Genomic DNA, 24,191 nt, shown 5'->3' with positions numbered 1-24,191 from the left:
TAAAAAGAGGTTGGCTTAGTGCCCGCCTCTTCTTTATTGTGGAAGGTAGGGAATTGATATGAGAGTAGATGGGCGAGAAAACAATCAACTTAGGGAAATAAGCTTTGATCTAAATTTTATTAAGCACCCAGAAGGATCAGTATTAATTTCTGTGGGCGACACAAAGGTCATTTGTAATGCTTCAGTTGAAGATCGAGTGCCTCCATTTATGCGAGGTGAAGGAAAAGGGTGGATTACAGCAGAATACTCTATGCTACCAAGAGCAACTGAGCAAAGAACGATACGTGAGTCTAGTAAAGGAAAAGTGACAGGACGAACGATGGAAATCCAGCGTCTTATTGGTCGGTCTCTCCGTTCTGTTGTGAATTTAGAAGAGCTAGGTGAAAGAACTATTTGGATTGATTGTGATGTTATACAAGCTGATGGTGGGACAAGGACTGCTTCAATATCTGGAGCATATGTTGCAATGGTTATTGCTTTATCGAAATTAGTTAATCAGAAAAAGGTAAAGTCACTACCTATAACTGATTTCCTGGCTGCTACTTCTGTGGGTATTATCGATACACATGGGGAGATCCTCGATTTAAATTACATAGAAGATTCAAAAGCTGCAGTTGATATGAATATTATAATGACAGGGTCTGGACAGCTAGTAGAGGTCCAAGGGACTGGAGAAGAAGCAACCTTTTCGAGATCTCAATTAAATGAATTGTTAGACCTAGGTGAACATGGTATTAAAGAGATAGTTTCTATTCAAAAAGAAGTATTAAATGGTTTAGGAATAGAAGTGAAAATATCTGAAGGTGGAAAATGAAATGAAAGAGATTTTAATTGCAACAACAAATAAGGGAAAGGTCGCGGACTTCAAGACACTTTTAACACCCCTTGGTATAATTGTAAAATCCTTATTAGACTACAAAGATATAATAGATATAGAAGAGACAGGGGCAACTTTTACAGAAAATGCAATTCTAAAGGCAGAAGCCATCTCGAAACACTTTAAAACAAACGTAATTGCAGATGACTCTGGTCTAGCAATTGATGCATTACAAGGGAGACCAGGCGTGTATTCTGCTAGGTATGCAGGATTTGAAAAGAATGACCAAGCCAATATGGCGAAGGTGCTAGAAGAGCTAGAGGGTATACCAACAAATAAGCGTACTGCTAGGTTTCATTGTGTACTAGCGCTAGCTATACCAAATGACGAGACAAAAACTGTTGAAGGAACATGTGACGGGATTATTGCAACTTCACCTATTGGTGATCAAGGGTTTGGGTATGATCCGATCTTTTTCCTTCCTGAATTAGGGAAAACAATGGCTCAACTTTCAAAGGAAGAAAAAAATCAAATTAGTCATCGTGCTAATGCTTTCAAACAATTAAAGGGCCTACTAGAATCCATCAATCCTGGAAAGGAAACTAGCTTATGAGAGCTTTAATTGTAAGTGATAGCCACGGTTTGACTAACGAATTAGTAGTTTTAAAAGATAGACATATGACTGATGTTGATCTATTGATTCACTGCGGAGATTCTGAATTAATTCATAATGCAGATGAAATGTTACAATTTATTTCTGTAAGAGGAAATTGTGATCATGATCAGGAACTCCCGACTGAGCAAGTAGTGAAAGTGGGAGATAAAGAAGTGTTAATCACTCACGGTCATCTTTATAATGTAAAAATGACTTTAATGAACCTTAATTATCGTGCAAAGGAATTAGGAGCTTCAATTGTATGTTTTGGGCATTCCCATGTCGCAGGTGCAGAAATGATTGATGAAACGTTGTTTATAAATCCAGGTAGTATAAGACTTCCTAGACTAAGAAGGGAAAGAACTTATGCAATACTGGATTTGAAGGACAAAAATGCTTCTGTTAGTTTTTACGATATTAATGGTACAAAAGTTGATTCATTGACAACCGAGGTTCAGTTCACATAAAATATAAAGGTAGGTTAATAAGAGCACATTATTTTCCTACCTAAAAAACTTTGCAAAAAGTGTTGACTTTAGATCGCATGGTGAGTATAATAAAAAATGTCGCTAATGAGATATCGACAAAAACAACTTAGACAAAAACATTTAAAATACTATGTCCCAGTAGCTCAGCCGGATAGAGCACGAACGAATAAGCTACCTGAAAAAGCTTCAGCGTACTAATCGAGCTGCTACTTGAATAATCTTTCTGAGATTAGGACGTCATAACCTGATTGGTGTACTAAACTAAATATTATTATAACACAATGTCCCAGTAGCTCAGCCGGATAGAGCATACGCCTTCTAAGCGTACGGTCGGGAGTTCGAATCTCTCCTGGGACGCCATTTAAATCCTGTTATATTAACATTTATGAATATTTTGCCTTGCAAAATGTTGATAAATGACTAATATAGTGGGATTTTTTATTTTGTGCTCTATTTCCTCTTCTATTGTTTTATTTTCTACTAGTTGTTAAACTAAACCAAAATCATTATTTAAACGTCTGGAGTTGTAAACTGCTCGATGAATAACCAATCTAATGACCGAAAAGCGAGAGTCATTCAGTTCCCAAAATTAAAGGAACGTCTTTTAGATAAAGGGATGGATGCTATCAAAAATAAGAACTATAAGCATGCCTTAGACCTGCTTTCACAAGCGAAGGAAATAGATTCAGTAAATGATGAAATTGAGTTTGGAATTGTGATGTGCTTATTCGAGATGGGGCGTCTAGAGGAAGCTAAACAGAGCTGTAAAAGAATGTTATTAGAGGATGTAGGAGATTACTTTCATGTTCTTCAATTTTACCTAACCATCTTAATTCAATTGGGGGAATATACAGAAGTAAAAACAACACTTGAAGCAGTTTTCCAGGAAAATCAGGTGCCTTCACAACACGCGGAAAACCTTTATCAATTATTAGAATTCAGTCGGAGATATACTTCCTCCAATACAGAAGAGATTCTTGAAGACAAATTTGAACCAGAAAATAAATACGAACAAATTCAACAAATTCTACTAGAACAAAGTGACAAAAATGAACAAATTAAACTACTACATACTTTAAAGGAAAGCAATATTTCTAAATATCTTGAACTTATTCAACAGTATTTAATTGACCCTACTAAGGATGTTGTAATCAAAACAATGATTATGCAGCTCCTTATTGACCATTCAATCGATAAAGAAATAACGGTTGTAAAACTAGGTGAGGAAGGTACGGTTATTCCTTCAAAACTTACTGATATCATTGATAATGAACATGCACAGCAGGTTCTGGAAGGTTTAGAGGAAATGCTAGCAAATAACAACCCAACCTTATTTGAGGTGTGTAAAGAAATATGGTTTAGGTATTTATACGTAACCTATCCTTTTTTACCGAAAGCGCATTCTAGTAAAACATGGTCTGCAGCTTTGTATATGTATGGAAGTGAACTTCATGGAATGGAGATTGACATAGGAAGTTTTATGTATGGAGATGATATAGGAAACGTGAATTGTGCACTAGAAACATTGAAAGAAATAGAAAAAATTTCTTTTTTAGAAATATAATTCAATCTGTTGAAAGGATTATAGAGTATGTTATAATGTAAGGGTTGTAAATACTCGTATGCCTACATATAAGCGAAGAAAACAATTACCACACATAAGCATGTCGGTATAAATAGATAATGACTTGTTAAAAATGGACAAATATACTACATATTGTTCAGGCAGTCGAAAGGTTAGAAATGAGTAATCATGTTCGAATACCAACCTAATTAAAAGACAGCATATTCATTATCTGACAAAAGTAATTGAACACATAATAAATGCTGGAGGGAAATATATGTCTGTAAAATGGGAAAAATTAGAAGGTAATCAAGGTGTCCTAACGATTGAAGTGGATGCTGACAAAGTAACACAAGGTCTTGACGAAGCGTTTAAAAAGGTTGTTAAACAAGTTAACGTTCCTGGCTTCCGTAAAGGAAAAATGCCTCGTAGCATGTTTGAAAAGAAATTTGGTGTAGAATCTCTTTACCAAGATGCATTAGATATTTTACTACCTGATGCATATGCAAGTGCAGTTGAAGAAGCTGGAATCGATCCAGTAGACCGTCCTGAAATTGATATCGAGCAGATTGAAAAAGGTAAATCTTTAATCTTTACTGCAAAAGTAACAGTTAAGCCCGAAGTAAAATTAGGTGAATATAAAGGTTTAGAGGTTGAGAAAATTGACCCAACTGTAACTGATGAAGATGTAGACAATGAGTTAAAATCTTTACAAGAGCGTCATGCTGAGTTAGTGGTAAAAGAAGAAGGAACAGTTGAAAATGGTAATACGGTTGTAATGGATTTTGAAGGCTTTGTTGATGGTGAAGCTTTTGAAGGTGGAAAAGCGGAGAACTATTCATTAGAAGTAGGTTCTGGACAGTTCATTCCAGGCTTTGAAGACCAATTAGTTGGATTAGAAACTGGGGCAGAGAAAGACGTTGAAGTTAACTTCCCTGAGGAATACCATGCTGAAAACCTAGCAGGTAAGCCTGCAGTGTTCAAAGTGAAAATTCATGAAATTAAAGCAAAAGAACTTCCAGCTTTAGATGATGAGTTTGCTAAGGATGCTGATGAAGAAGTTGAAACTCTTGCTGAATTAAAGACAAAAACAAGAGAGCGTTTAGAATCTACTAAGAAAACTGAAGCAGAAAATCACCTTCGTGACACTGTCATCGAAAAAGCTGCTGAAAATGCGGAAGTTGATGTTCCTGAAGCAATGGTAAACACTGAGTTAGACCGTATGCTTAAAGAATTTGAACAACGTTTACAAATGCAAGGCATGAACCTTGACCTTTACTACCAGTTCTCAGGACAAGATGAAAATGCTCTTCGCGGACAAATGAAAGAAGATGCGGGTAAACGTGTACGCATTAACTTAACGTTAGAAGCAATTACTAAAGCAGAAAACATTGAAGTTTCTGAAGAAGAAGTAAATGCTGAATTAGAAAAAATGGCTGAAATGTACAGCACACCAGTTGAGTCTATTAAACAAATGCTAGGTGGACTTGATGGAATTAAAGAAGATCTTAAATTCCGTAAAGCAATCGATTTACTTGTAGAAAATAGTAAAGATGTTGCATAATAATAAGTAAGAGGACAAGAGGACAAGGCGCGACTCAATCGTGCCTTGTTTTCCCTTATAAAGAAGTAGGAATCGTGTAAGTTACATAACATAAGTTTTAATATTTAATTAATGGGAATGATAGTAAGAAGGTTATTTTTTGACCTTGTTTTCTGATGCTACATACATAATCTTTTTCTCACTAAGCATCATATTTTCCCTGTTTTATCACTACATATAAACAAAAGAGTTATTATTACCTGTATTACTTTGGAATATGGTACAATCCACTACATACCTGATTTAAGAAGTGTTAGAAAGTTGTAAGAGATAGAAAAATACATATAGAATAATCTAAGGGGTGACAGGATGTTTAAGTTTAACGATGAAAAAGGGCAATTGAAGTGTTCCTTTTGTGGTAAAACGCAGGATCAAGTACGTAAGTTAGTTGCTGGTCCAGGTGTTTATATATGTGATGAATGTATTGAATTATGTACAGAAATCGTTGAAGAGGAACTTGGAACTGAAGAAGAAGTTGAATTCAAGGATGTTCCTAAGCCGAAAGAAATCCGTGAAATCTTAGACGAATATGTCATTGGTCAAGATGCAGCGAAAAAGTCTTTATCCGTAGCTGTATATAATCACTACAAACGAATCAACTCAAATAGTAAAATTGATGATGTGGAATTATCAAAAAGTAATATTGTTATGATAGGGCCAACAGGTAGTGGTAAAACTCTTTTAGCTCAAACATTGGCTAGAATTTTAAACGTGCCATTTGCTATTGCAGATGCTACTTCTTTAACAGAAGCAGGGTATGTAGGTGAAGATGTAGAGAACATTCTTCTAAAGTTAATTCAGGCAGCTGACTACGATGTGGAAAAGGCTGAAAAGGGAATCATCTATATTGATGAAATTGATAAAGTAGCTCGCAAATCAGAAAATCCGTCAATTACTCGTGACGTTTCGGGTGAAGGTGTACAACAAGCCCTTCTAAAAATTCTTGAAGGAACAGTTGCAAGTGTACCTCCGCAGGGTGGACGTAAGCACCCTCATCAGGAATTTATCCAAATTGATACAACAAACATCTTGTTTGTATGTGGTGGAGCATTTGATGGAATCGAACAAATTGTAAAACGCCGATTAGGTAAAAAAGTAATTGGTTTTGGCTCGGATGCTGCACAAGAGGATTTAAATCAAAAGGAATTGCTATCAAAAGCGTTACCTGAAGATTTATTAAAATTTGGACTTATTCCGGAATTTATCGGACGTCTTCCTGTCATTGCAAGCTTAGAACCATTAGACGAAGATGCGTTAGTTGAAATTTTAACAAAACCGAAAAATGCGTTAGTTAAGCAATATCAAAAAATGCTCGAGCTTGATGATGTAGAGCTAGACTTCGAAGATGATGCATTAGTTGAAATTGCGAAAAAAGCAATTGAGCGAAAAACAGGGGCTCGTGGTTTACGTTCAATTATTGAAGGGATTATGTTAGATGTAATGTTTGACTTACCTTCAAGAGAAGATATAACTAAATGTATTATTACTCCAGAAACAGTAAGAGACAGTACACCACCAAAGTTACTATTAAACGATGGTACAGTTGTTGTGGATGACGCTAAAAATTCAGCTTAAATAATTCATATAAAGTAGCAGATAAGGATATCCTTTCTGCTACTTTTTTTTATTTTCTTTAAGTACCTATCTATTTCTTTTATCCTTTTTTTGTTTATTACACCTCCACATCGGAAATACTAGCAATTAAACATGACAACTAAGAGCTTAGGGAGGGTATTTCATGAGTTGGACAGGTATTGCTTTGTTTGTCCAGTTATTTTTTGGAGTAATTATAGGACTCTATTTCTGGAACTTGCTTAAAAATCAAAGAACACAAAAGGTATCAATTGATAAAGAATCCCGTAAGGAAATGGAACAACTACGTAAAATGAGAGCAATTTCTTTATCTGAACCATTGGCTGAAAGAGTTAGACCTACTAGCTTCAAAGACATAGTTGGTCAAGAAGATGGTATCCGTGCATTGAAAGCAGCGTTATGTGGCCCGAATCCGCAACATGTTATTGTTTATGGACCACCTGGAGTTGGAAAAACGGCTGCTGCAAGATTAGTGCTTGAAGAAGCGAAAAAAAATGGTAAATCTCCATTTAAACCTTCTGCTGTTTTTGTAGAACTTGATGCAACAACAGCTCGTTTTGATGAAAGAGGTATTGCTGATCCGTTAATTGGTTCTGTTCATGACCCTATCTACCAAGGTGCTGGGGCAATGGGACAGGCAGGAATTCCACAACCAAAGCAAGGCGCAGTAACACATGCCCATGGGGGAGTTCTCTTCATTGATGAGATTGGTGAGTTACATCCTATTCAAATGAATAAAATGCTTAAGGTACTAGAGGATCGAAAGGTTTTCCTTGAAAGTGCTTATTACAATGAGGAGAATACGCAAATTCCTACACATATCCATGATATTTTTAAAAATGGTTTACCGGCTGATTTTCGCTTGATTGGAGCAACTACTAGAACTCCCAACGAAATACCGCCAGCTATCCGCTCTCGTTGCCTAGAGGTCTTTTTCAGGGAGTTAGATCAAGACGAAATCTCGGCAGTTGCCAGAAACGCTGCGGATAAAGTTAAAATGAATATCAGCGACAAGGGTATAGCTATTTTATCTTCCTATGCTAGAAATGGTCGTGAAGCAGTTAATATGGTTCAAATATCAGCTGGACTTGCGATAACGGAAGAAAGAGATTTTATTCGTGAAGAAGATATAGAATGGGTTATCCATTCAAGTCAAATGAGCCCACGACATGAAAGAAAAATAAATGAAGAGTCTAAGATAGGCTTAGTTAACGGTTTGGCAGTCTATGGCCCGAATACAGGCTCATTATTAGAAATTGAAGTGACTGTAATTCCAGCAAAAGAAAATGGGACTATTAATATAACCGGAATTGTTGAAGAAGAAAGTATAGGGGATAAAGGGAAGTCAATTCGTCGTAAAAGTATGGCAAAAGGATCAATTGAAAATGTAATTACTGTTTTACGTTCTATGGGTGTGCAAGCTTCTAATTTTGATATCCACGTTAATTTCCCTGGTGGAATTCCGATTGATGGGCCATCAGCAGGTATTGCTATGGCAACGGGTATTTATTCAGCAATCCATGAAATACCTATACATAACACTGTAGCCATGACAGGAGAAATTAGTATTCATGGGAATGTCAAGCCTATTGGTGGAGTTATAGCTAAAATAAAGGCAGCAAAAATCGCAGGTGCTAAAAAAGTAATAATCCCTTCAGAAAACATGCAAGCGATTTTACAGGAAATTGACGGAATTGAAATTGTGCCAGTTACTCACTTAGAAGAGGTATTCAAAATAGCTTTAGATCGATCTAGCTTTAAACAGACCGAAACAATCATACCTGCTACTTCAACCTATTCTAAGAAAGAATCTGTATAATGTGTTTAGTGACTTCGACAGCTAACAAAGCATATAGTATGAGTCGAAGTCATTTTACATTTAAGGGCCCAGATTAGACACTAGAAAATAAATAAGATAGAATTGAAAAAAGAAAACGTATAATCTTGTAATTTAGAGGTGTTTGCAGTGAATAATAATGAAATCATTGTTCCTCTTTTACCACTTAGGGGCTTACTCGTCTATCCAACAATGGTTTTGCACCTAGATGTTGGGCGCGACAAATCCATTCAAGCACTTGAGAAATCAATGGTAGAAGAACATAAAATCTTTTTAACAACCCAGAAGGATGTCTCTATTGACGATCCAACTGAAGATGATATCTTCACAATGGGAACTTTAACTCAAGTTAAGCAGATGCTTAAACTTCCAAATGGAACAATTCGCGTTCTTGTTGAAGGGTTAACTCGTGCTCGTCTTAAAGAATTCTATGATGAGGGAGACTATATCTCTTCAAAAATTGAAACGTTTGAAGATGATCCCGAGAAAGATGTTGAAAGTGAAGCATTAATGCGCACGATGCTTGAGTATTTTGAACAGTACATAAAACTATCGAAGAAAATATCAGCCGAAACCTACTCGACTGTAACTGACATTGAAGAGCCTGGTCGTCTTGCTGATATCATTGCTTCTCACTTACCTTTAAAATTAAAAGAGAAACAAGAAATACTAGAAACACTCGATATCAAAGAGCGTATGGATAAGGTCATCTCCATTATTAATAATGAGAAAGAAGTATTATCATTAGAAAAGAAAATAGGTCAACGTGTCAAACGTTCAATGGAACGTACTCAAAAGGAATATTACCTTAGAGAGCAAATGAAGGCTATTCAAAAAGAACTTGGTGATAAAGAAGGTAAAACAGGCGAAGTAACATCCTTGAAAGAAAAAATTGAAAATGCTAACATGCCTGCCAATATTGAAGAAATAGCTTTTAAAGAATTAGATCGTTATGAAAAGATACCTTCAACCTCAGCTGAAAGTGCCGTTATTCGGAACTATATAGAGTGGCTAATCTCTTTACCATGGACGAAAGCAACTACTGACCAGTTAGATATAAACCGAGCTGAAGAAATTTTAGAGAAGGACCATTATGGTTTAGAAAAGGTTAAAGAACGTGTGCTTGAGTACCTTGCCGTGCAGCAATTAACACAATCTCTTAAAGGCCCAATTCTTTGCTTGGCTGGACCTCCGGGTGTAGGTAAAACATCACTTGCAAGATCGGTAGCTAAATCTCTAGGAAGAAACTTTGTGAGAATATCATTAGGTGGAGTTCGGGATGAATCAGAAATTAGAGGACACCGTAGAACCTATGTTGGAGCAATGCCAGGGAGAATTATCCAGGGTATGAAAAAAGCAGGTACGATTAATCCTGTCTTCCTACTAGATGAGATTGATAAAATGTCTAGCGATTTCCGTGGCGATCCTTCTTCTGCAATGCTAGAAGTATTAGATCCTGAACAAAATAGTACCTTTAGTGATCATTTTATTGAAGAACCATATGACTTATCGAAGGTTATGTTTATAGCAACTGCAAATAATCTAGCAACTATCCCTGGTCCTCTACGAGATAGAATGGAAATAATTACGATAGCGGGATATACAGAACCAGAAAAAGTACATATCGCCAAGGATCATTTATTTCCTAAGCAAATCGAGGAGCATGGGTTAAATAAAGGTAAAATTCAAATGCGTGACGAAGCAATTCAGAATATTATACGTTACTATACACGTGAGGCCGGTGTTCGTAGTTTAGAGAGACAACTAGCTACTATATGTCGTAAGGCAGCAAAAATCATTGTTGGTGAAGGACGTAAACGAGTGGTTGTAACAGAAAAAAACCTTGAGGAGTTTTTAGGGAAACCTAACTTTAGATACGGACAAGCAGAGCTTGAGGACCAAGTTGGGGTAGCAACAGGGCTTGCGTACACAGCCTTTGGTGGAGATACACTGTCAATTGAAGTGTCCATTGCACCTGGAAAAGGTAAGCTTGTTTTAACAGGTAAGCTTGGAGATGTTATGAAGGAATCAGCTCAGGCTGCATTTAGCTATATTCGATCACGTGCAAATGAATTGAAAATTGATCCAGAGTTTAATGAGAAAAATGACATTCATATTCATGTTCCTGAAGGTGCTGTACCAAAAGATGGGCCTTCTGCAGGTATAACAATAGCTACTGCCCTCATATCAGCCCTTACTGGTAGAGCTGTTAGAAAAGAAGTAGGAATGACAGGGGAAATCACATTACGAGGTCGAGTTTTACCTATTGGTGGTTTAAAGGAAAAATCCTTAAGTGCCAACCGTGCAGGGTTGACTAAAGTGATATTGCCAAGGGATAATGAAAAAGACTTGGACGATATCCCTGAAAGTGTCCGAAAGGAATTAGAATTTGTTTTAGTGTCGCATTTAGATGAAGTACTAGAACACGCATTGGTAGGAGAGTAAAAAATGAAAGTAACAAGTGCTGATATTGTAATTAGTGCTGTCAAGCCTGAACAATATCCAGAAACACATTTGCCAGAGTTTGCTTTAGCAGGTAGATCAAACGTGGGTAAATCATCATTTATCAATAAGCTGTTAAATCGAAAAAATCTAGCTAGGACCTCTTCAAAGCCAGGAAAAACACAAACTTTGAACTTTTACCTGATTAATGAGGTCTTGCATTTTGTAGATGTTCCTGGTTATGGTTATGCAAAGGTATCCAAAAGAGAACGTGAAATATGGGGCAAGATGATTGAGACATATCTAACTTCAAGAGAACAGTTAAAGGCTGTTATTCTTATAGTTGACCTTCGTCATCCCCCATCTAAAGATGACGTTACAATGTATGGCTTTGTCAAACATTATGAAATCCCAGTAATTGTCGTGGCCACAAAAGCTGATAAAATTCCAAAGGGTAAATGGGATAAGCATCTGAAAGTGGTTCGTGAAACTTTAGACTTTGATCCATCAGATCAACTAGTTTTGTTTTCATCTGAAACTGGTCTTGGGAAGGAAAAAGCCTGGAGCGTTATACAAAGTTATATGTAGAAATTGAAGCTGAAATAGGATGTTTTGTCCTGTTTCAGCTTTTTTTATATGAATTTGTTGGATATAAGGGAATCAGAAGGAAATGGGAGTATTATAAGGGATTACTGTTAAATGTATATGCCCTCTATGTAAAATCACACTATATCATGAATTATCAGCGAATACCCTTGATTACCAATTTTGTGGAAAAATCTGCTTGTTGTTAACATAATTATATAGGCTTAAATAATAAAACTAAGGGGGAGTTATTACATGAGAAAAGGACTAGCAACACTGTTTAGTTTATTATTAGTGATTGGTTTGTTAGCTGCATGTGGAGGAAAAGAAACGACTACTGATGGTATGAAGCTAGTTGAGGCTGATAAATTTACATATGCCGCATCTGGAGAATTTAAGCCATTTAGTACTACCGATGGTGATGGGGTTATGTCAGGATTTGATATAAGTGTGGCAGAAGCTGTCGCAAAGGAGCTTGGGTTAGAACCGGTTCAAAAGAAATTTAAGTTTAATAGTATCGTAGAAGGTGTTAAAACCGGACGATTTGATGCTGCTGTAGCAAGTCATACAATCACACCTGATCGATTAGAACATATTAGTTTCTCAACTCCTTATTATTATTCGGGACCTCAAATCTTTGTAAGGCCAGATAGTGATATAGAGACATTCGACGATTTAAAGGACTTAGAGATTGCAGTTTCTAAAGGTTCAACCTACGCTGATACTGCTAAGGAACAAACAGACAATATCATCTTATACGATAGTGATGTAACGGCATTAGAAGCATTAAGTATTGGGAAGCATGATGCGGTTATTACTGATTTTATTACTGGTAAAGAGGCAATCGGTGCAGGGCTAGAAATTGATGCAAGACAACTTCTAGGTAGAAGCGAACAGGCAATTGGGATTGCTAAGGATAATGAAGTTCTTTTAGAAAAAGTAAATGAAGCGCTTCAAACATTAAGAGAAAACGGAACGTTAAAGCAAATTAGTGAAGAATTTTTTGGTGAAGACATTACAGTAGACCCAGAAGAATAAATAGGAACTGAAGAGCGAATGTGTATTTACCTAAATGCACATTCGTTTCTTCATCTATCTTGATTTAAACATTTTTAGTAAAAGGAGATGAGAATAAATGCCAAGTTTTTTGCACGTGTTTTCACAGTTTGTTGACACCTTTGATATCTTTCTAAAAGCAATGTTAATGACTTTGAATGTAACTGCTGTTTCTATCTTCATTGCAGTATTTATTGGTCTGTTTTTCGCTTTCTTAAAAATATCAGGGAACAAATTTCTAAATAAAATAGCGGATTTATACATTTTCTTAGTTCGTGGGACACCATTAATCGTTCAAATTTTTATATTCTATTTCGGCTTAACTAGCTTGAACATTTCCTCTTTTTGGTCTGTTACATTAGGTTTAGCTTTTCATAATGGTGCTTATATTGCTGAGATTTTTCGAGGAGCAATACAGTCAATTGATAAAGGCCAAATGGAGGCCGGACGTTCCTTAGGAATGAGCAGAGCATTGACAATGAGAAGAATTATTTTACCACAAGCATTTCGTAGAGCCCTCCCTCCACTTGGAAATCAGTTTATCATTGGTTTGAAAGACTCCTCTCTTGCTGCATTCATAGGATTTAATGAGCTATTTAATGTTTCTACCACATTAGGATCACAAACATTTGATAATATGACTTATTTATTAATCGTTGCAGTTTATTACTTATTCCTTGTGTTAGTGATGACAATTCTTGTTGGAATCTTAGAGAAAAAACTTGCAGCAAGTGATTAAGGAGGAGGTTATTTTTGATGAAAAAGGATGTAATGATTAATGTAGACAAACTAAATAAATCCTTTGGTTCCTTACATGTGTTGAAGGATATTGATTTTACCGTTAGAGAAAGTGATGTTGTTTGTTTAATTGGAGCAAGTGGCTCAGGAAAAAGTACTTTATTGCGTTGCTTGAACTTTCTAGAAATTAAAGACAATGGAACTATTACAATAGCAGATGAAGTAATTAACCCAAAAACCCATGATTTAAATAAGGTTAGGCAAAGAGTTGGCATGGTTTTTCAGCATTTTAACTTATTTCCTCACAAAACAGTTATAGAAAATGTTATTGAGGCACCTACACAGCTAAAGAAATTGTCAAAGGAAGAAGCTTTAAGGCACGGTAAAGAGCTTTTACAAAAAGTTGGATTAGCTGATAAGGAAAATGTCTATCCTTCAAAATTATCAGGCGGACAAAAGCAACGTGTGGCTATTGCAAGAGCATTAGCAATGAAACCCGAAATTATGTTGTTTGATGAACCAACATCAGCCCTTGATCCTGAACTAGTAGGTGAGGTTCTATCAACAATGAAGGAGCTTGCAGAAGAAGGAATGACAATGGTAGTTGTAACCCATGAAATGGGCTTTGCCAAGGAAGTAGCCGATTGGGTAGTATACATGCATGATGGCAGAATTGTGGAAGTAGGTAAACCGGATGATCTTTTCAATCACCCAAAGGAAAAAAGAACACAAGAATTCTTAAATGCAGTGTTATAACCCAAAAAACGAGACAGAGCATGAGCCGTCTCGTTTTTTCATTATGTAAATTTAAGTATATTTTACCTTTTTTTAATAAATAATAGGTAAAAACCGGTACCAATTAAAAGAACGGGCCAAAATTTTATGATAAAGGAAAAACCATTTTCCAAAAATCCGAGTGATTTAATAAATTTATCATAATACAGAATTAGCACTGAAATGGATAATAAAAGTAAGCTTTGAAAGAGCCCTGCTTTTGTTTTAAAATAACGCAGTAACAAGCCCAAGGCAATAATGAATACTAGCATTCCATAATGTTTTGGCCAAAATGATAGAGTATTTGCACTATGAAAGTGAATTCCAAATCCAACAAGAATGACGCCAGCCACGATATTACTATAGTCGTTACTCGTATAAGACTGGACAAGAAGTGCTGTACCAATTATGAAAATTAATGTCTGCCATGAGTAAAAGCCACTAAAAACAGATATATTTAATTGTTGTAAGAGAAAATAACTACCAATACCTATAAGGATAATACCAGGAAATACGCCTTGTTTCTTCATATAACCCTCCTAAAAATACATACATCTTACTTGATTAAATGCGTAAAATTTGCTATTGTATCTGATGTACATTGCGACATAATTCGTCACTTCATTTGTAGAAAGTGATATAAATAATAAAGTTGATAAATTACTAATTAATCTTAACATATGAGTTCATAATCTGTTCACATATTTTTTTATTACTATATTTTTGACATGTTATAATAAAGATTAAGTTCAATAGAAACTTGATTCAAAACTTTTTTTGGGGGTGTAATGATCTATGCATATTATAGTAGTAGGACTAAATTATAAGACTGCCCCTGTTGAAATTCGTGAGAAGCTTACATTCAATGAATCTGAACTAGCAATTGCAATGCAAACATTAAAGCACAAGAAGAGCATTCTTGAAAATATAATTATCTCAACATGTAATCGTACTGAGATTTATGCGGTTGTTGACCAGTTGCATACTGGGAGACATTATGTGAAGTCTTTCTTATCAGAATGGTTTGGTATTGATAAGGAAGAATTTACGCCGTTCTTAAATATATTTGAAAATGACGGGGCAATTGAGCATTTGTTCAATGTTTCCTGTGGTCTTAATTCAATGGTTGTTGGTGAAACTCAAATACTAGGTCAAGTACGTTCTAGTTTCTTAAAGGCGCAGGAAGAGAATACGGTTGGGACAGTCTTTAACCATTTATTTAAACAAGCAGTTACTCTAGCTAAACGAGCACATTCTGAGACAGATATAGGTGCTAATGCAGTTTCTGTTAGTTATGCAGCGGTTGAGCTTGCAAAAAAAATATTTGGTGATTTAGCTAACAAAAATGTTTTAATTCTTGGTGCCGGAAAAATGGGAGAACTAGCTCTACAAAATTTACATGGTAGTGGTGTTAGAAAAGTAACGGTTATTAATCGTACATTCGAAAAAGCACAAAGTTTAGCGGAACGCTTTGCTGGAGAAGCAAAGTCAATTGCCGAATTACAGTGTGCTTTGATTGATGCTGATATTATGATTAGTTCAACTGGTGCAAAGGACTTTGTTATCACCAAGGATATGATGGTCCATGTTGAACGATTAAGAAAAGGGCGTCCATTATTCATGGTAGATATAGCTGTACCTAGGGACCTTGACCCAAGCTTAGCGGATTTAGACAGCGTCTTTTTATATGATATCGATGATTTAGAAGGCATTGTTGAAGCCAATATGCAAGAACGTCAAAAGGCTGCCGAAGTGATCGAGATTATGATTGAAGCAGAGATTATTGAATTTAAGAACTGGATAAATACACTTGGAGTTGTGCCTGTAATTTCTGCACTTCGCAATAAGGCTCTGGCTATTCAAGCAGAGACGATGGAGAGTATAGAGCGTAAGATGCCTAACTTGACAGAACGTGAGAAAAAAGTGCTTAATAAACACACGAAAAGTATTATAAATCAGTTGTTAAAAGATCCAATTCTTCGAGCAAAAGAAATTGCTGCTGAGCCAAATGCTGAAGAATCACTGAAACTCTTTATGAAAATTTTTGATATAGAAGAATCTGTTAAGGCTGAACAGAGTGCACAAGCAAGTGTTAGTATTGGGAAACAAGAAACTTTATCTATTCCTGTTAGACAGGCTTCCCTACAATCTTAATAAAGGTGCGGCTTTTCACTGAGTACTTGTTCAATAATGTAGCTAAAAACCCCACTTAAACAGCATAAAGTGGGGTTTTATATCTTTATTAAATTGACCAAACACAGTCGACAAAAGTGCTAAAATGTAAATAGACTTCTATAGCTAAGTTTTCCTTAGTAATCAGATGTTAGAATCTTTTTGGAGAGGAAATAATCTAACATGACAGAGTTAAATATCACAAGATTACATGAACTAACGGTTATTATATACGCACTTAGTGTGTTATTATATTTTATTGATTTTCTACATAACAACCGGAAGGCCAATCTTACTGCCTTCTGGTTACTTGCATTTGTATGGCTTTCTCAAACGTTTTTTTTGATTTATCGTGTAATTGAAACGGGAAGATTTCCAATATTAACTGTCTTTGAGGGACTTTATTTTTATGCATGGGTTCTAATTACTCTCTCCTTAGCAATAAATCGATTATTACGAGTAGATTTTATTGTGTTTTTTACAAATATACTAGGTTTCTTTATTATGGCACTTCATACATTTGCACCTGTTCAATATGAATCTACTGCACAAGCTGGCCAATTAATATCCGAACTATTGATGATTCATATTACAATGGCCATTTTATCATATGGAGCTTTTTCCCTTTCATTTGTTTTCTCGATTTTGTACTTAATACAATACAATCTCCTTAAAAAGAAAAAATGGGGAAAACAATTATTACGGATTCAGGACTTATCAAAACTTGACCACATGTCTTATGTATTAAATGTCATTGGAGTACCAATGCTTTTACTATCACTTATTTTAGGAGTATTATGGGCTTACATAAAGTTGCAAGACTTTCAACTATATGATGCAAAAGTATTAGGTTCATTTTCTGTGATAACAGTGTACAGTTTTTATTTATATAAGAGGGTTGTTCAGGGGCTACAAGGAAAGTCCATAGCTTTATGGAATATAGCTGCATTTTTAGTACTATTAATCAATTATTTCTTATCTGGAAGCTTATCTAGATTTCATATGTGGTATACATAATTAGGAGGTTAGTTGGTATGAGAAAAGTTATTGTTGGATCACGAAAAAGTAAACTTGCTTTAACTCAAACAAATTGGGTTATTAACAAATTAAAAGAGTTAGGTGCAGACTGTGAATTTGAAGTAAAGGAATTTGTAACTAAGGGCGACATAATTCTTGATGTTACATTATCCAAAGTCGGGGGTAAGGGTCTTTTTGTAAAAGAAATTGAGCAAGCAATGATAGATAAAGAAATTGATATGGCAGTTCATAGCATGAAGGATATGCCGGCAGTATTACCTGAGGGTCTGATGATTGGTTGTGTGCCTAAACGTGAGGACTATCGCGATGTAATGATATCAAAAGACCATATTAAGTTTGATGACCTTCCGCCAGGAGCTGTAGTAGGAACTAGCTCGTTAAGACGTTCTGCACAGCTTCTTGCTAAACGTGATGATATCGAAATAAAATGGATTCGTGGGAATATTGATACACGTTTGGCGAAGTTGCAAAATGAAGATTATGATGCAATTATTTTAGCTGCAGCCGGTTTGATACGTATGGGTTGGTCTGATGATGTTGTAACAGAATACCTAGATAACGAAGACTGTGTACCAGCTGTTGGGCAAGGTGCCCTTGCAATTGAATGTCGTGAAGACGACCAAGAAATTCATAGAATTCTTTCCCTTTTAAATGATGAAGTTACTGAACGTACTGTAACTGCTGAAAGAGCTTTTCTTCATAAGATGGAAGGTGGATGTCAGGTGCCGATTGCTGGTTTTGCCCAAATAAATGAGAATGATGAAGTAGTATTTACAGGTTTAGTTGGTTCACCAGACGGAAAAATAATCTATAAAGAAAAGGCTATTGGCACTAACCCAATCGAGGTAGGAATAGAAGTTGCAAATAGACTTACTGAGGCTGGTGCAAAAGACCTAATAGATAAGGTGAAAGCGGAGTTAGACAAGTAATGAACGAGACCAAACCTCTACATGGAAAGGTAATACTAGTAACTAGAGGTAAGGAACAGGCTTCTGACTTCTCAGAAAAGATAAGGAAAGCAGGTGGGATCCCGATTGAGATTCCACTCCTTTCATTTACATATCCAAATCGAGCAGAAACTGAATTACTAGAAGAGATAAAAAAGGTTTCATCATTTGATTGGCTTGTCTTTACTAGCAAAAATGGTGTAGAGTTCTTTTTTAAACTTTTTGAGCAGCTGCCTGTAGAAGAACGGCAATTACCCCGAATTGCGGTAGTTGGTACAAAGACAGCTGAAGCATTATTAGCACTCGGCTATAAAGCAGATATTGTTCCTAATGAATTTGTAGCAGAGGGGTTAATAGATATATTAAAACCTTATGTGAACTCCACTAGCCGTATTTTGCTGGCTAGAGGAAATTTGTCTAGGAAGATACTAGTTCATGAATTTGAAGCAATAGGAGCAAAAGTAAACGATTTAATCGTCTACAACACTGTGGCTAATGAAAATATGAAAGAAAAGCTAGTTAGTCAATTACCGCATATAGATGTTGTAACCTTTACTAGTTCTTCTACTGTTACATACTTTTTAAAGCTAGTTGACACGATGGAAGATTGGGAATATATCAATAAATTAGTAGTTGCGTGCATAGGGCCAATTGCAAAACAAACAGCTATAGAAGCAGGTCTTAAAGTACAAATTTGTCCTAGTCGTTATACAACCGATAACTTACTAGAAGAAATCGTACATTATTATAATCAACCCACGAAAAGGGAGGAATAAAAATGAGTGAGCTTCAGTTTTCAAGACATAGAAGATTACGACACACAGAAAATTTAAGAGGACTTGTTAGAGAAACATACTTACATAAAGAGGATTTAATTTATCCAATTTTTGTAGTTGAAGGTGAAAATATTAAAAATCCTGTTGCTTCAATGCCTGAGGTGTTTCATTTATCATTAGACCTACTTATTGCTGAAATGCAAGAAGTTGTGGACCTTGGTATTAAATCAGTTATTGTGTTTGGTGTACCAGCAAACAAAGATGAGCTAGGAACTGAAGCCTATCATGATAATGGGATTGTTCAAAAAGCAATTAAAGTGATTAAAGAGTCATTTCCTGAGCTTGTTGTGATTGCAGATACTTGTCTATGCCAATACACGTCACACGGGCACTGTGGAATTGTTGAAGAAGGACAAGTGCTGAATGATCCGACTTTAGATTTATTAGCTAGAACAGCAATTAGTCAGGCTAAGGCTGGTGCTGATATTATCGCACCGTCGAACATGATGGATGGTTTTGTAGCAGCTATTCGCTATGGCCTAGATGAAGCTGGGTTTCACCATATACCAATTATGTCATATGCAGTTAAGTATTCATCTGCTTTTTATGGCCCGTTCCGTGATGCGGCACATAGTTCTCCACAATTTGGTGACCGTAAAACGTATCAAATGGACCCGGCAAATCGTGCCGAGGCTTTACGAGAGGCTGAATCAGACATTCTTGAGGGTGCAGACTTCTTGATCGTTAAACCAGCACTATCATATATGGACATTATCCGTGATGTGAAAAATAATTATAATGTTCCTGTAGTTGCTTATAACGTGAGTGGAGAGTATTCAATGGTTAAAGCAGCTGCTGCAAATGGCTGGATAAATGAGAAAGAAATTGTTCAAGAAATGTTAATCGGAATGAAGCGTGCTGGTGTTGATTTAATTATTACTTATTTTGCAAAAGATGTAGCTAGATGGTTATCTAAGTAAGGAGATATAAAGGTAGACAGTGTCTACCTTCTTTCAAAACTAAAAGATTACAACAAAGGAGATCTGTCTATGCGTAGCTATACGAAATCTTTAGAAGCTTTTAAGGAAGCAGGAAAGTTAATGCCAGGTGGTGTAAACAGTCCTGTCCGTGCATTTAAGCAAGTAAATATGGATCCGATTTTTATTGAACGTGGTGAAGGTTCGAAGATATACGATATTGATGGTAATGAATACATAGATTATGTTTTGTCATGGGGTCCACTCATTCATGGACACTCTAATCCTAGGGTCGTTGAAGCAATCAAAAAGGTAACGGAACGTGGGACAAGCTTCGGTGCACCTACTTTAATTGAAAATGAAATGGCAAAGCTAGTGATTGAACGTGTACCATCTATTGAAGTTGTGAGAATGGTAAGTTCGGGTACTGAAGCTACGATGAGTGCTTTACGTTTAGCTAGAGGTTATACTAAACGAAACAAGATCATGAAATTTGAAGGGTGTTACCATGGACATGGTGATTCTTTATTAATTAAAGCTGGTTCAGGTGTAGCAACACTAGGATTACCAGATAGTCCAGGTGTCCCAGAAAGTGTTGCACAAAACACAATAACCGTGCCATATAACGACCTAGAAAGCGTGAGATATGCATTTGAACAATATGGTGAAGATATAGCTTGTATTATTGTAGAGCCAGTTGCTGGAAATATGGGAGTTGTTACACCAAAAGCTGGATTCTTAGAAGAATTAAGAAGCATTACTGAGCAATACGGTTCACTACTGATTTTTGACGAGGTAATGACTGGATTCCGTGTAGATTATCATTGTGCACAGGGCTACTACGGAGTAACCCCAGATTTAACATGTCTTGGAAAAGTAATTGGTGGAGGATTACCTGTGGGAGCTTATGGTGGTAAAGCTGAGATTATGCAGCAAGTGGCACCAAGTGGACCGATTTATCAGGCAGGAACATTATCAGGAAATCCTCTAGCAATGACCGCTGGATATGAGACGCTACTCCAGTTAACGCCTGAATCTTACAAAGAGTTCTCAAGAAAAGCAGACCGCTTAATTGAAGGATTAAAATCCGCAGCGGAAAAATATAATGTACCTTGTGCATTTACCCGTGCTGGCTCAATGGTAGGATACTTCTTTAACGATCAAGAAGTAACGAATTATGATCAAGCGAAGAAATCTAATTTAGAATACTTCGCAGCCTATTTTAAAGAAATGGCCAACCAAGGAATCTTCCTTCCACCTTCCCAATTCGAAGGAATGTTCCTCTCAACTGCCCATACAGACGAAGACATCGAAAAAACAATTCAAGCAGCTGAAAATTCATTTGCAATACTCAATAAATAATAATAAGAGACTAGTCTCCTCACTCAGATTTACAAAGTGAGAGGCCGGTCTCTTTTTTGCTTTATGTATTTCATATAGAGAATGATGGATCTTATAACTAGAGTAGAGTGGATTGGAGCGGAAGGCACTTGACTCCTGCGGGAAGTAGAGGGAAGTTCGAGACCCCACAGGTGCGAAGAGCCGAGGAGGCTAGAATCCCTCCCCGCGGAAAGCAAGTGCCTGCAGCGCAAAGGAACGGTCCATTTCAAAGTGAAAAATATTTAATTAAAAGCTTCTTTTCTTTAGATTTTAATCATAAAACACAGTTTCCGGACATAAATCTGTATTGTCATAGTAAAAAGTTTCGTGTGGGAACTGAAAGGAGGAATAGACTTTGGCATCAGATAATCAATCGTGCTTACGATTTTCTGTAGAAGAGTCAGTCTGGTTTCAAAAGGGACAGGAAGTCTCAGAGCTTGTTTCAATTACACTAGACCCAGATATTGTTATTCAAGAACATGATCAATACGTTTCGATTCGAGGGGCATTACAACTATCAGGGGAATATCGCATAGATGAAAATCGTTCAGAGGATGAAGAACCTAGGGATTATACTGCCTTAAGAGTAGTAAATGAGATTACAACTCGTGAAGATGGAGTAAGTGAACTTAAACACAGATTCCCTGTAGACGTAACCATACCGAAAAACAGAATTCAAAACCTGGACGATGTTTATGTAGCTATTGATTCATTTGATTATGAGTTACCACGATATGGATGTCTACAATTAGTTGCTGATTTATCAATAAGTGGAATTTATGGAAGTCAGCAAAGTGTTCCTTCATTGGAAAATGAACAAGAGGACCGCTACGATACAAAAGTAGTGAACAACGAAAACGAAAACGATAACAACCTAAGCAGTAACGAGGATGAACATTCACCTTTTGTTGCTTCTAGGGAATGGAATGAAGAAAAAGAAGATACTACTTACGCAAGAAATGAAGAGCAAGAAACAGAGGAACTTGAAGAGCTTTCACCTGTTGTTAGTGAACAAGAAGATGCTTCTGAAAATGAGGAACCAGAAGAAGAATCAGATTTGTACACTCCTTTTGAAATAGAAGGAAGAAAAGAAGCTTATCATGAGGATCTGGACGACGCTAATGAAGTAGTTGAAGAGGCTGTTGAAGAGGTTAAACAACCGGTTATGCAAATTGGGATGAAGAGTAGAGCCGAAGATAACCAAAATTGGGCTCCACAAGAGAGAGAAAAAGAGAAAGTTGCTGCCAATATGAAAGATGCACCAACGTATGATGGTGAACAAGAGCAACAACCAGCAGGTAAGAGAAGCGAAAATGCTCTATACTTAACTAAAATATTTGCACGTGATGACGATGAGGATTTTACAAAGATGAAGATTTGTATTGCACAGCAAGGAGATACATTAGATATCATTGCTGAACGATATGAAGTAAATGTTCAACATCTTTTAAGAGCAAATGATATCGATTTAAACCATGATGTAAGTGAAGGACAATTACTTTACATTCCAGTTACAGTAAGTAAGAAATAAAGATGATGATACAAACAAACAGCGTGAGTGAGTATTTTCTCCTCACCTGTTTTTATTTAAGCATTACCTAGAATGGGTACGTATTTTCTTTACTAGAAGCTAAGTTTTGTAAAATTCTATAAGAAAGTGAGTGTGTGGCCCTTATGACTGAAAATCTAATAAATTATTATGGGCCGATTCTAAACAGGTATAATCTTAAGGCAGATTTTATAGAGGAATTTGGTAAGGTTAAAAAAGTGTACACCAAAAACGGTGTGTTTGCTTTAAAAACGATTTCAGCAAAGCGTGCCTTGGAGTTTCCAACAATTATCCGTAAACTATATAAGAGTGGTTACACAAAAATTGTTCCAATACATGCCACTGTTGATAATCATTTTTTAACTTTATTTGATAATAAATACCATTACTTAATGCCATGGTATAGTAATGAATTGGGAGAAGAGCGGGATGATCGACATCAGTTACTTTTCAAAGAATTAGCTAGACTACACTCCTATTCTTCTAAAGAGTTTGAAGTGGTAGAGCAAGAAATTTCTGAGCATCATCGTTTTCATATCGAACAGTGGGATAGGAGAAAAGAGTTTTTAGAATCATTTATCACAAAGTGTGAAAATAAATGGTACATGTCACCATTTGAGTTGCAATTCTGTTCAATTTATCATGATACTGTCCAAGGTAGTAATTTTGCCTATATGAAGTTAGAAGAATGGTATGAACAAATGAAAGAAACGAAGAAAAACAGAACAGTATTAAATCATGGTAAGGTATCTGTTAGACATTTTCTATTTGATAAAAACGGAAGTGGATACTTTTGTAACCTAGAAGATTCAAAAGTAGGAACCCCAGTAAATGATCTTGTCCTATTCTTTTATCGGACCCTCCATACCTATCCAATACAAAGCTACGATTGTTTTGAATGGCTTTCTACTTATAGAAAGTACTATCCACTAAAGGAAGAAGAGCTCCTTCTTTTTCTAAGCTATATGGCATTCCCTGAACCTATTTATCGCTGTGTGTATAAATATGAAAACAGTAAAAATTCAATGAGTGAGCGTCAATTTGTTGCCTCTCTTCAAAGAGCTTATTGGCAAATGAAGAATATTGAGTTTTTCCTTACGACCATTGTGGAAGATGAGAGAAGAAGAAAAGCACAAGAAGAACTAGAATTGAATCAGGAAGAAAACCAATCCCATACATAGTAAAAGTGTATGGGATATT

21 protein-coding genes and 1 tRNA gene are annotated in these 24,191 nt (G+C 36.1%); 21 read left to right on the top strand and 1 reads right to left on the bottom strand.

The features are described 5' to 3' along the window. The first annotated feature begins 58 nt into the window (after positions 1–58). From rph to J2Z26_RS13270, 13 genes are all read left to right on the top strand, one after another. The gene (gene rph, locus J2Z26_RS13330) at positions 59–814 is read left to right on the top strand and encodes a ribonuclease PH (RefSeq protein ID WP_193535681.1); all 756 of its coding nucleotides are present in this window, start codon (positions 59–61) and stop codon (positions 812–814) included. A 1-nt stretch (position 815) separates the two neighbouring features. Continuing rightward, positions 816–1,430 (top strand): XTP/dITP diphosphatase, encoded by a 615-nt coding sequence (locus tag J2Z26_RS13325; RefSeq protein WP_193535679.1) that lies wholly within the window; start codon positions 816–818, stop codon positions 1,428–1,430. Next, entirely contained in the window at positions 1,427–1,939 is a 513-nt protein-coding gene (locus J2Z26_RS13320; RefSeq protein WP_193535677.1) for a metallophosphoesterase family protein, read from the top strand. Before J2Z26_RS13325 ends, J2Z26_RS13320 begins: the two co-directional genes overlap by 4 nt. Positions 1,940–2,243: 304 nt before the next feature. Beyond that, positions 2,244–2,320, top strand: a tRNA-Arg gene (locus J2Z26_RS13315). 178 nt (positions 2,321–2,498) lie between these two features. Next, entirely contained in the window at positions 2,499–3,524 is a 1,026-nt protein-coding gene (locus tag J2Z26_RS13310) for a tetratricopeptide repeat protein (RefSeq protein ID WP_193535675.1), read from the top strand. Positions 3,525–3,801: 277 nt separating this feature from the next. Further along, positions 3,802–5,088 carry a trigger factor gene (gene tig / locus J2Z26_RS13305; RefSeq protein ID WP_193535673.1) on the top strand — a complete coding sequence of 429 codons (1,287 nt, stop codon included), beginning with the start codon at positions 3,802–3,804 and terminating at the stop codon, positions 5,086–5,088. A 348-nt stretch (positions 5,089–5,436) separates the two neighbouring features. Further along, positions 5,437–6,702: an ATP-dependent protease ATP-binding subunit ClpX gene (gene clpX / locus J2Z26_RS13300; protein ID WP_193535671.1), complete on the top strand. Its 1,266-nt coding sequence runs from the start codon at positions 5,437–5,439 to the stop codon at positions 6,700–6,702. A gap of 163 nt (positions 6,703–6,865) precedes the next feature. Further along, entirely contained in the window at positions 6,866–8,539 is a 1,674-nt protein-coding gene (gene lonB / locus J2Z26_RS13295; protein WP_193535669.1) for an ATP-dependent protease LonB, read from the top strand. A gap of 147 nt (positions 8,540–8,686) precedes the next feature. Beyond that, positions 8,687–11,002, top strand: coding sequence for an endopeptidase La (lon, locus tag J2Z26_RS13290; protein ID WP_193535667.1), 2,316 nt, complete (start codon positions 8,687–8,689; stop codon positions 11,000–11,002). A 3-nt stretch (positions 11,003–11,005) separates the two neighbouring features. Then, complete coding sequence (yihA, locus tag J2Z26_RS13285; RefSeq protein WP_193535665.1) at positions 11,006–11,587, top strand: ribosome biogenesis GTP-binding protein YihA/YsxC; 582 nt, start codon at positions 11,006–11,008, stop codon at positions 11,585–11,587. A 252-nt stretch (positions 11,588–11,839) separates the two neighbouring features. Continuing rightward, positions 11,840–12,622, top strand: a complete 783-nt coding sequence (locus tag J2Z26_RS13280) for a transporter substrate-binding domain-containing protein (protein WP_193535663.1) — start codon at positions 11,840–11,842, stop codon at positions 12,620–12,622. Between the two features lie 97 nt (positions 12,623–12,719). Further along, positions 12,720–13,379, top strand: coding sequence for an amino acid ABC transporter permease (locus J2Z26_RS13275; protein ID WP_193535661.1), 660 nt, complete (start codon positions 12,720–12,722; stop codon positions 13,377–13,379). A 17-nt stretch (positions 13,380–13,396) separates the two neighbouring features. Then, on the top strand, positions 13,397–14,134 hold the full coding sequence (locus tag J2Z26_RS13270; RefSeq protein WP_319638037.1) for an amino acid ABC transporter ATP-binding protein: 738 nt from the start codon (positions 13,397–13,399) through the stop codon (positions 14,132–14,134). A gap of 62 nt (positions 14,135–14,196) precedes the next feature. Here the strand turns inward: J2Z26_RS13270 and J2Z26_RS13265 are convergent, their stop codons facing one another. Continuing rightward, positions 14,197–14,682 carry a LiaI-LiaF-like domain-containing protein gene (locus J2Z26_RS13265; protein ID WP_193535659.1) on the bottom strand — a complete coding sequence of 162 codons (486 nt, stop codon included), beginning with the start codon at positions 14,680–14,682 and terminating at the stop codon, positions 14,197–14,199. 265 nt (positions 14,683–14,947) lie between these two features. Here J2Z26_RS13265 and hemA point away from each other — a divergent pair, with 265 nt between their 5' ends. The 8 genes from hemA to ysxE all read left to right on the top strand — a co-directional run bounded on the left by hemA (position 14,948) and on the right by ysxE (position 24,172). Beyond that, the gene (gene hemA / locus J2Z26_RS13260) at positions 14,948–16,306 is read left to right on the top strand and encodes a glutamyl-tRNA reductase (RefSeq protein WP_193535657.1); all 1,359 of its coding nucleotides are present in this window, start codon (positions 14,948–14,950) and stop codon (positions 16,304–16,306) included. A 201-nt stretch (positions 16,307–16,507) separates the two neighbouring features. Continuing rightward, positions 16,508–17,341 carry a cytochrome C assembly family protein gene (locus J2Z26_RS13255; RefSeq protein WP_193535655.1) on the top strand — a complete coding sequence of 278 codons (834 nt, stop codon included), beginning with the start codon at positions 16,508–16,510 and terminating at the stop codon, positions 17,339–17,341. Positions 17,342–17,358: 17 nt separating this feature from the next. After that, positions 17,359–18,291: a hydroxymethylbilane synthase gene (hemC, locus tag J2Z26_RS13250; RefSeq protein WP_193535653.1), complete on the top strand. Its 933-nt coding sequence runs from the start codon at positions 17,359–17,361 to the stop codon at positions 18,289–18,291. After that, the gene (locus J2Z26_RS13245; protein ID WP_193535651.1) at positions 18,291–19,085 is read left to right on the top strand and encodes a uroporphyrinogen-III synthase; all 795 of its coding nucleotides are present in this window, start codon (positions 18,291–18,293) and stop codon (positions 19,083–19,085) included. The genes hemC and J2Z26_RS13245 overlap by 1 nt, the downstream gene beginning before the upstream one ends. A gap of 2 nt (positions 19,086–19,087) precedes the next feature. Then, entirely contained in the window at positions 19,088–20,065 is a 978-nt protein-coding gene (hemB, locus tag J2Z26_RS13240; protein WP_193535649.1) for a porphobilinogen synthase, read from the top strand. 69 nt (positions 20,066–20,134) lie between these two features. Beyond that, positions 20,135–21,424, top strand: a complete 1,290-nt coding sequence (gene hemL / locus J2Z26_RS13235; protein ID WP_193535647.1) for a glutamate-1-semialdehyde 2,1-aminomutase — start codon at positions 20,135–20,137, stop codon at positions 21,422–21,424. 373 nt (positions 21,425–21,797) lie between these two features. Continuing rightward, positions 21,798–22,973 carry a stage VI sporulation protein D gene (spoVID, locus tag J2Z26_RS13230; RefSeq protein ID WP_193535645.1) on the top strand — a complete coding sequence of 392 codons (1,176 nt, stop codon included), beginning with the start codon at positions 21,798–21,800 and terminating at the stop codon, positions 22,971–22,973. Positions 22,974–23,116: 143 nt separating this feature from the next. Then, entirely contained in the window at positions 23,117–24,172 is a 1,056-nt protein-coding gene (ysxE, locus tag J2Z26_RS13225; protein ID WP_193535643.1) for a spore coat protein YsxE, read from the top strand. The last annotated feature ends 19 nt before the right edge of the window (positions 24,173–24,191 follow it).

The sequence above is a fragment of the Cytobacillus luteolus genome (assembly GCF_017873715.1).
In the GTDB taxonomy this organism is placed as follows: Bacteria; Bacillota; Bacilli; order Bacillales; family Bacillaceae_L; genus Bacillus_BV; species Bacillus_BV luteola.
Note: the sequence above shows the minus strand (reverse complement) of the source record. Positions and strands in the feature narration are given on the sequence as shown.

Coding starts and splice junctions, on each gene's coding strand:
- rph (WP_193535681.1), top strand. CDS start 59: ATGAGAGTAGATGGGCGAGAAAACAATCAACTTAGGGAAATAAGCTTT.
- J2Z26_RS13325 (WP_193535679.1), top strand. CDS start 816: ATGAAAGAGATTTTAATTGCAACAACAAATAAGGGAAAGGTCGCGGAC.
- J2Z26_RS13320 (WP_193535677.1), top strand. CDS start 1,427: ATGAGAGCTTTAATTGTAAGTGATAGCCACGGTTTGACTAACGAATTA.
- J2Z26_RS13310 (WP_193535675.1), top strand. CDS start 2,499: ATGAATAACCAATCTAATGACCGAAAAGCGAGAGTCATTCAGTTCCCA.
- tig (WP_193535673.1), top strand. CDS start 3,802: ATGTCTGTAAAATGGGAAAAATTAGAAGGTAATCAAGGTGTCCTAACG.
- clpX (WP_193535671.1), top strand. CDS start 5,437: ATGTTTAAGTTTAACGATGAAAAAGGGCAATTGAAGTGTTCCTTTTGT.
- lonB (WP_193535669.1), top strand. CDS start 6,866: ATGAGTTGGACAGGTATTGCTTTGTTTGTCCAGTTATTTTTTGGAGTA.
- yihA (WP_193535665.1), top strand. CDS start 11,006: ATGAAAGTAACAAGTGCTGATATTGTAATTAGTGCTGTCAAGCCTGAA.
- J2Z26_RS13280 (WP_193535663.1), top strand. CDS start 11,840: ATGAGAAAAGGACTAGCAACACTGTTTAGTTTATTATTAGTGATTGGT.
- J2Z26_RS13275 (WP_193535661.1), top strand. CDS start 12,720: ATGCCAAGTTTTTTGCACGTGTTTTCACAGTTTGTTGACACCTTTGAT.
- J2Z26_RS13270 (WP_319638037.1), top strand. CDS start 13,397: ATGAAAAAGGATGTAATGATTAATGTAGACAAACTAAATAAATCCTTT.
- J2Z26_RS13265 (WP_193535659.1), bottom strand. CDS start 14,682: ATGAAGAAACAAGGCGTATTTCCTGGTATTATCCTTATAGGTATTGGT.
- hemA (WP_193535657.1), top strand. CDS start 14,948: ATGCATATTATAGTAGTAGGACTAAATTATAAGACTGCCCCTGTTGAA.
- J2Z26_RS13255 (WP_193535655.1), top strand. CDS start 16,508: ATGACAGAGTTAAATATCACAAGATTACATGAACTAACGGTTATTATA.
- hemC (WP_193535653.1), top strand. CDS start 17,359: ATGAGAAAAGTTATTGTTGGATCACGAAAAAGTAAACTTGCTTTAACT.
- J2Z26_RS13245 (WP_193535651.1), top strand. CDS start 18,291: ATGAACGAGACCAAACCTCTACATGGAAAGGTAATACTAGTAACTAGA.
- hemB (WP_193535649.1), top strand. CDS start 19,088: ATGAGTGAGCTTCAGTTTTCAAGACATAGAAGATTACGACACACAGAA.
- hemL (WP_193535647.1), top strand. CDS start 20,135: ATGCGTAGCTATACGAAATCTTTAGAAGCTTTTAAGGAAGCAGGAAAG.
- ysxE (WP_193535643.1), top strand. CDS start 23,117: ATGACTGAAAATCTAATAAATTATTATGGGCCGATTCTAAACAGGTAT.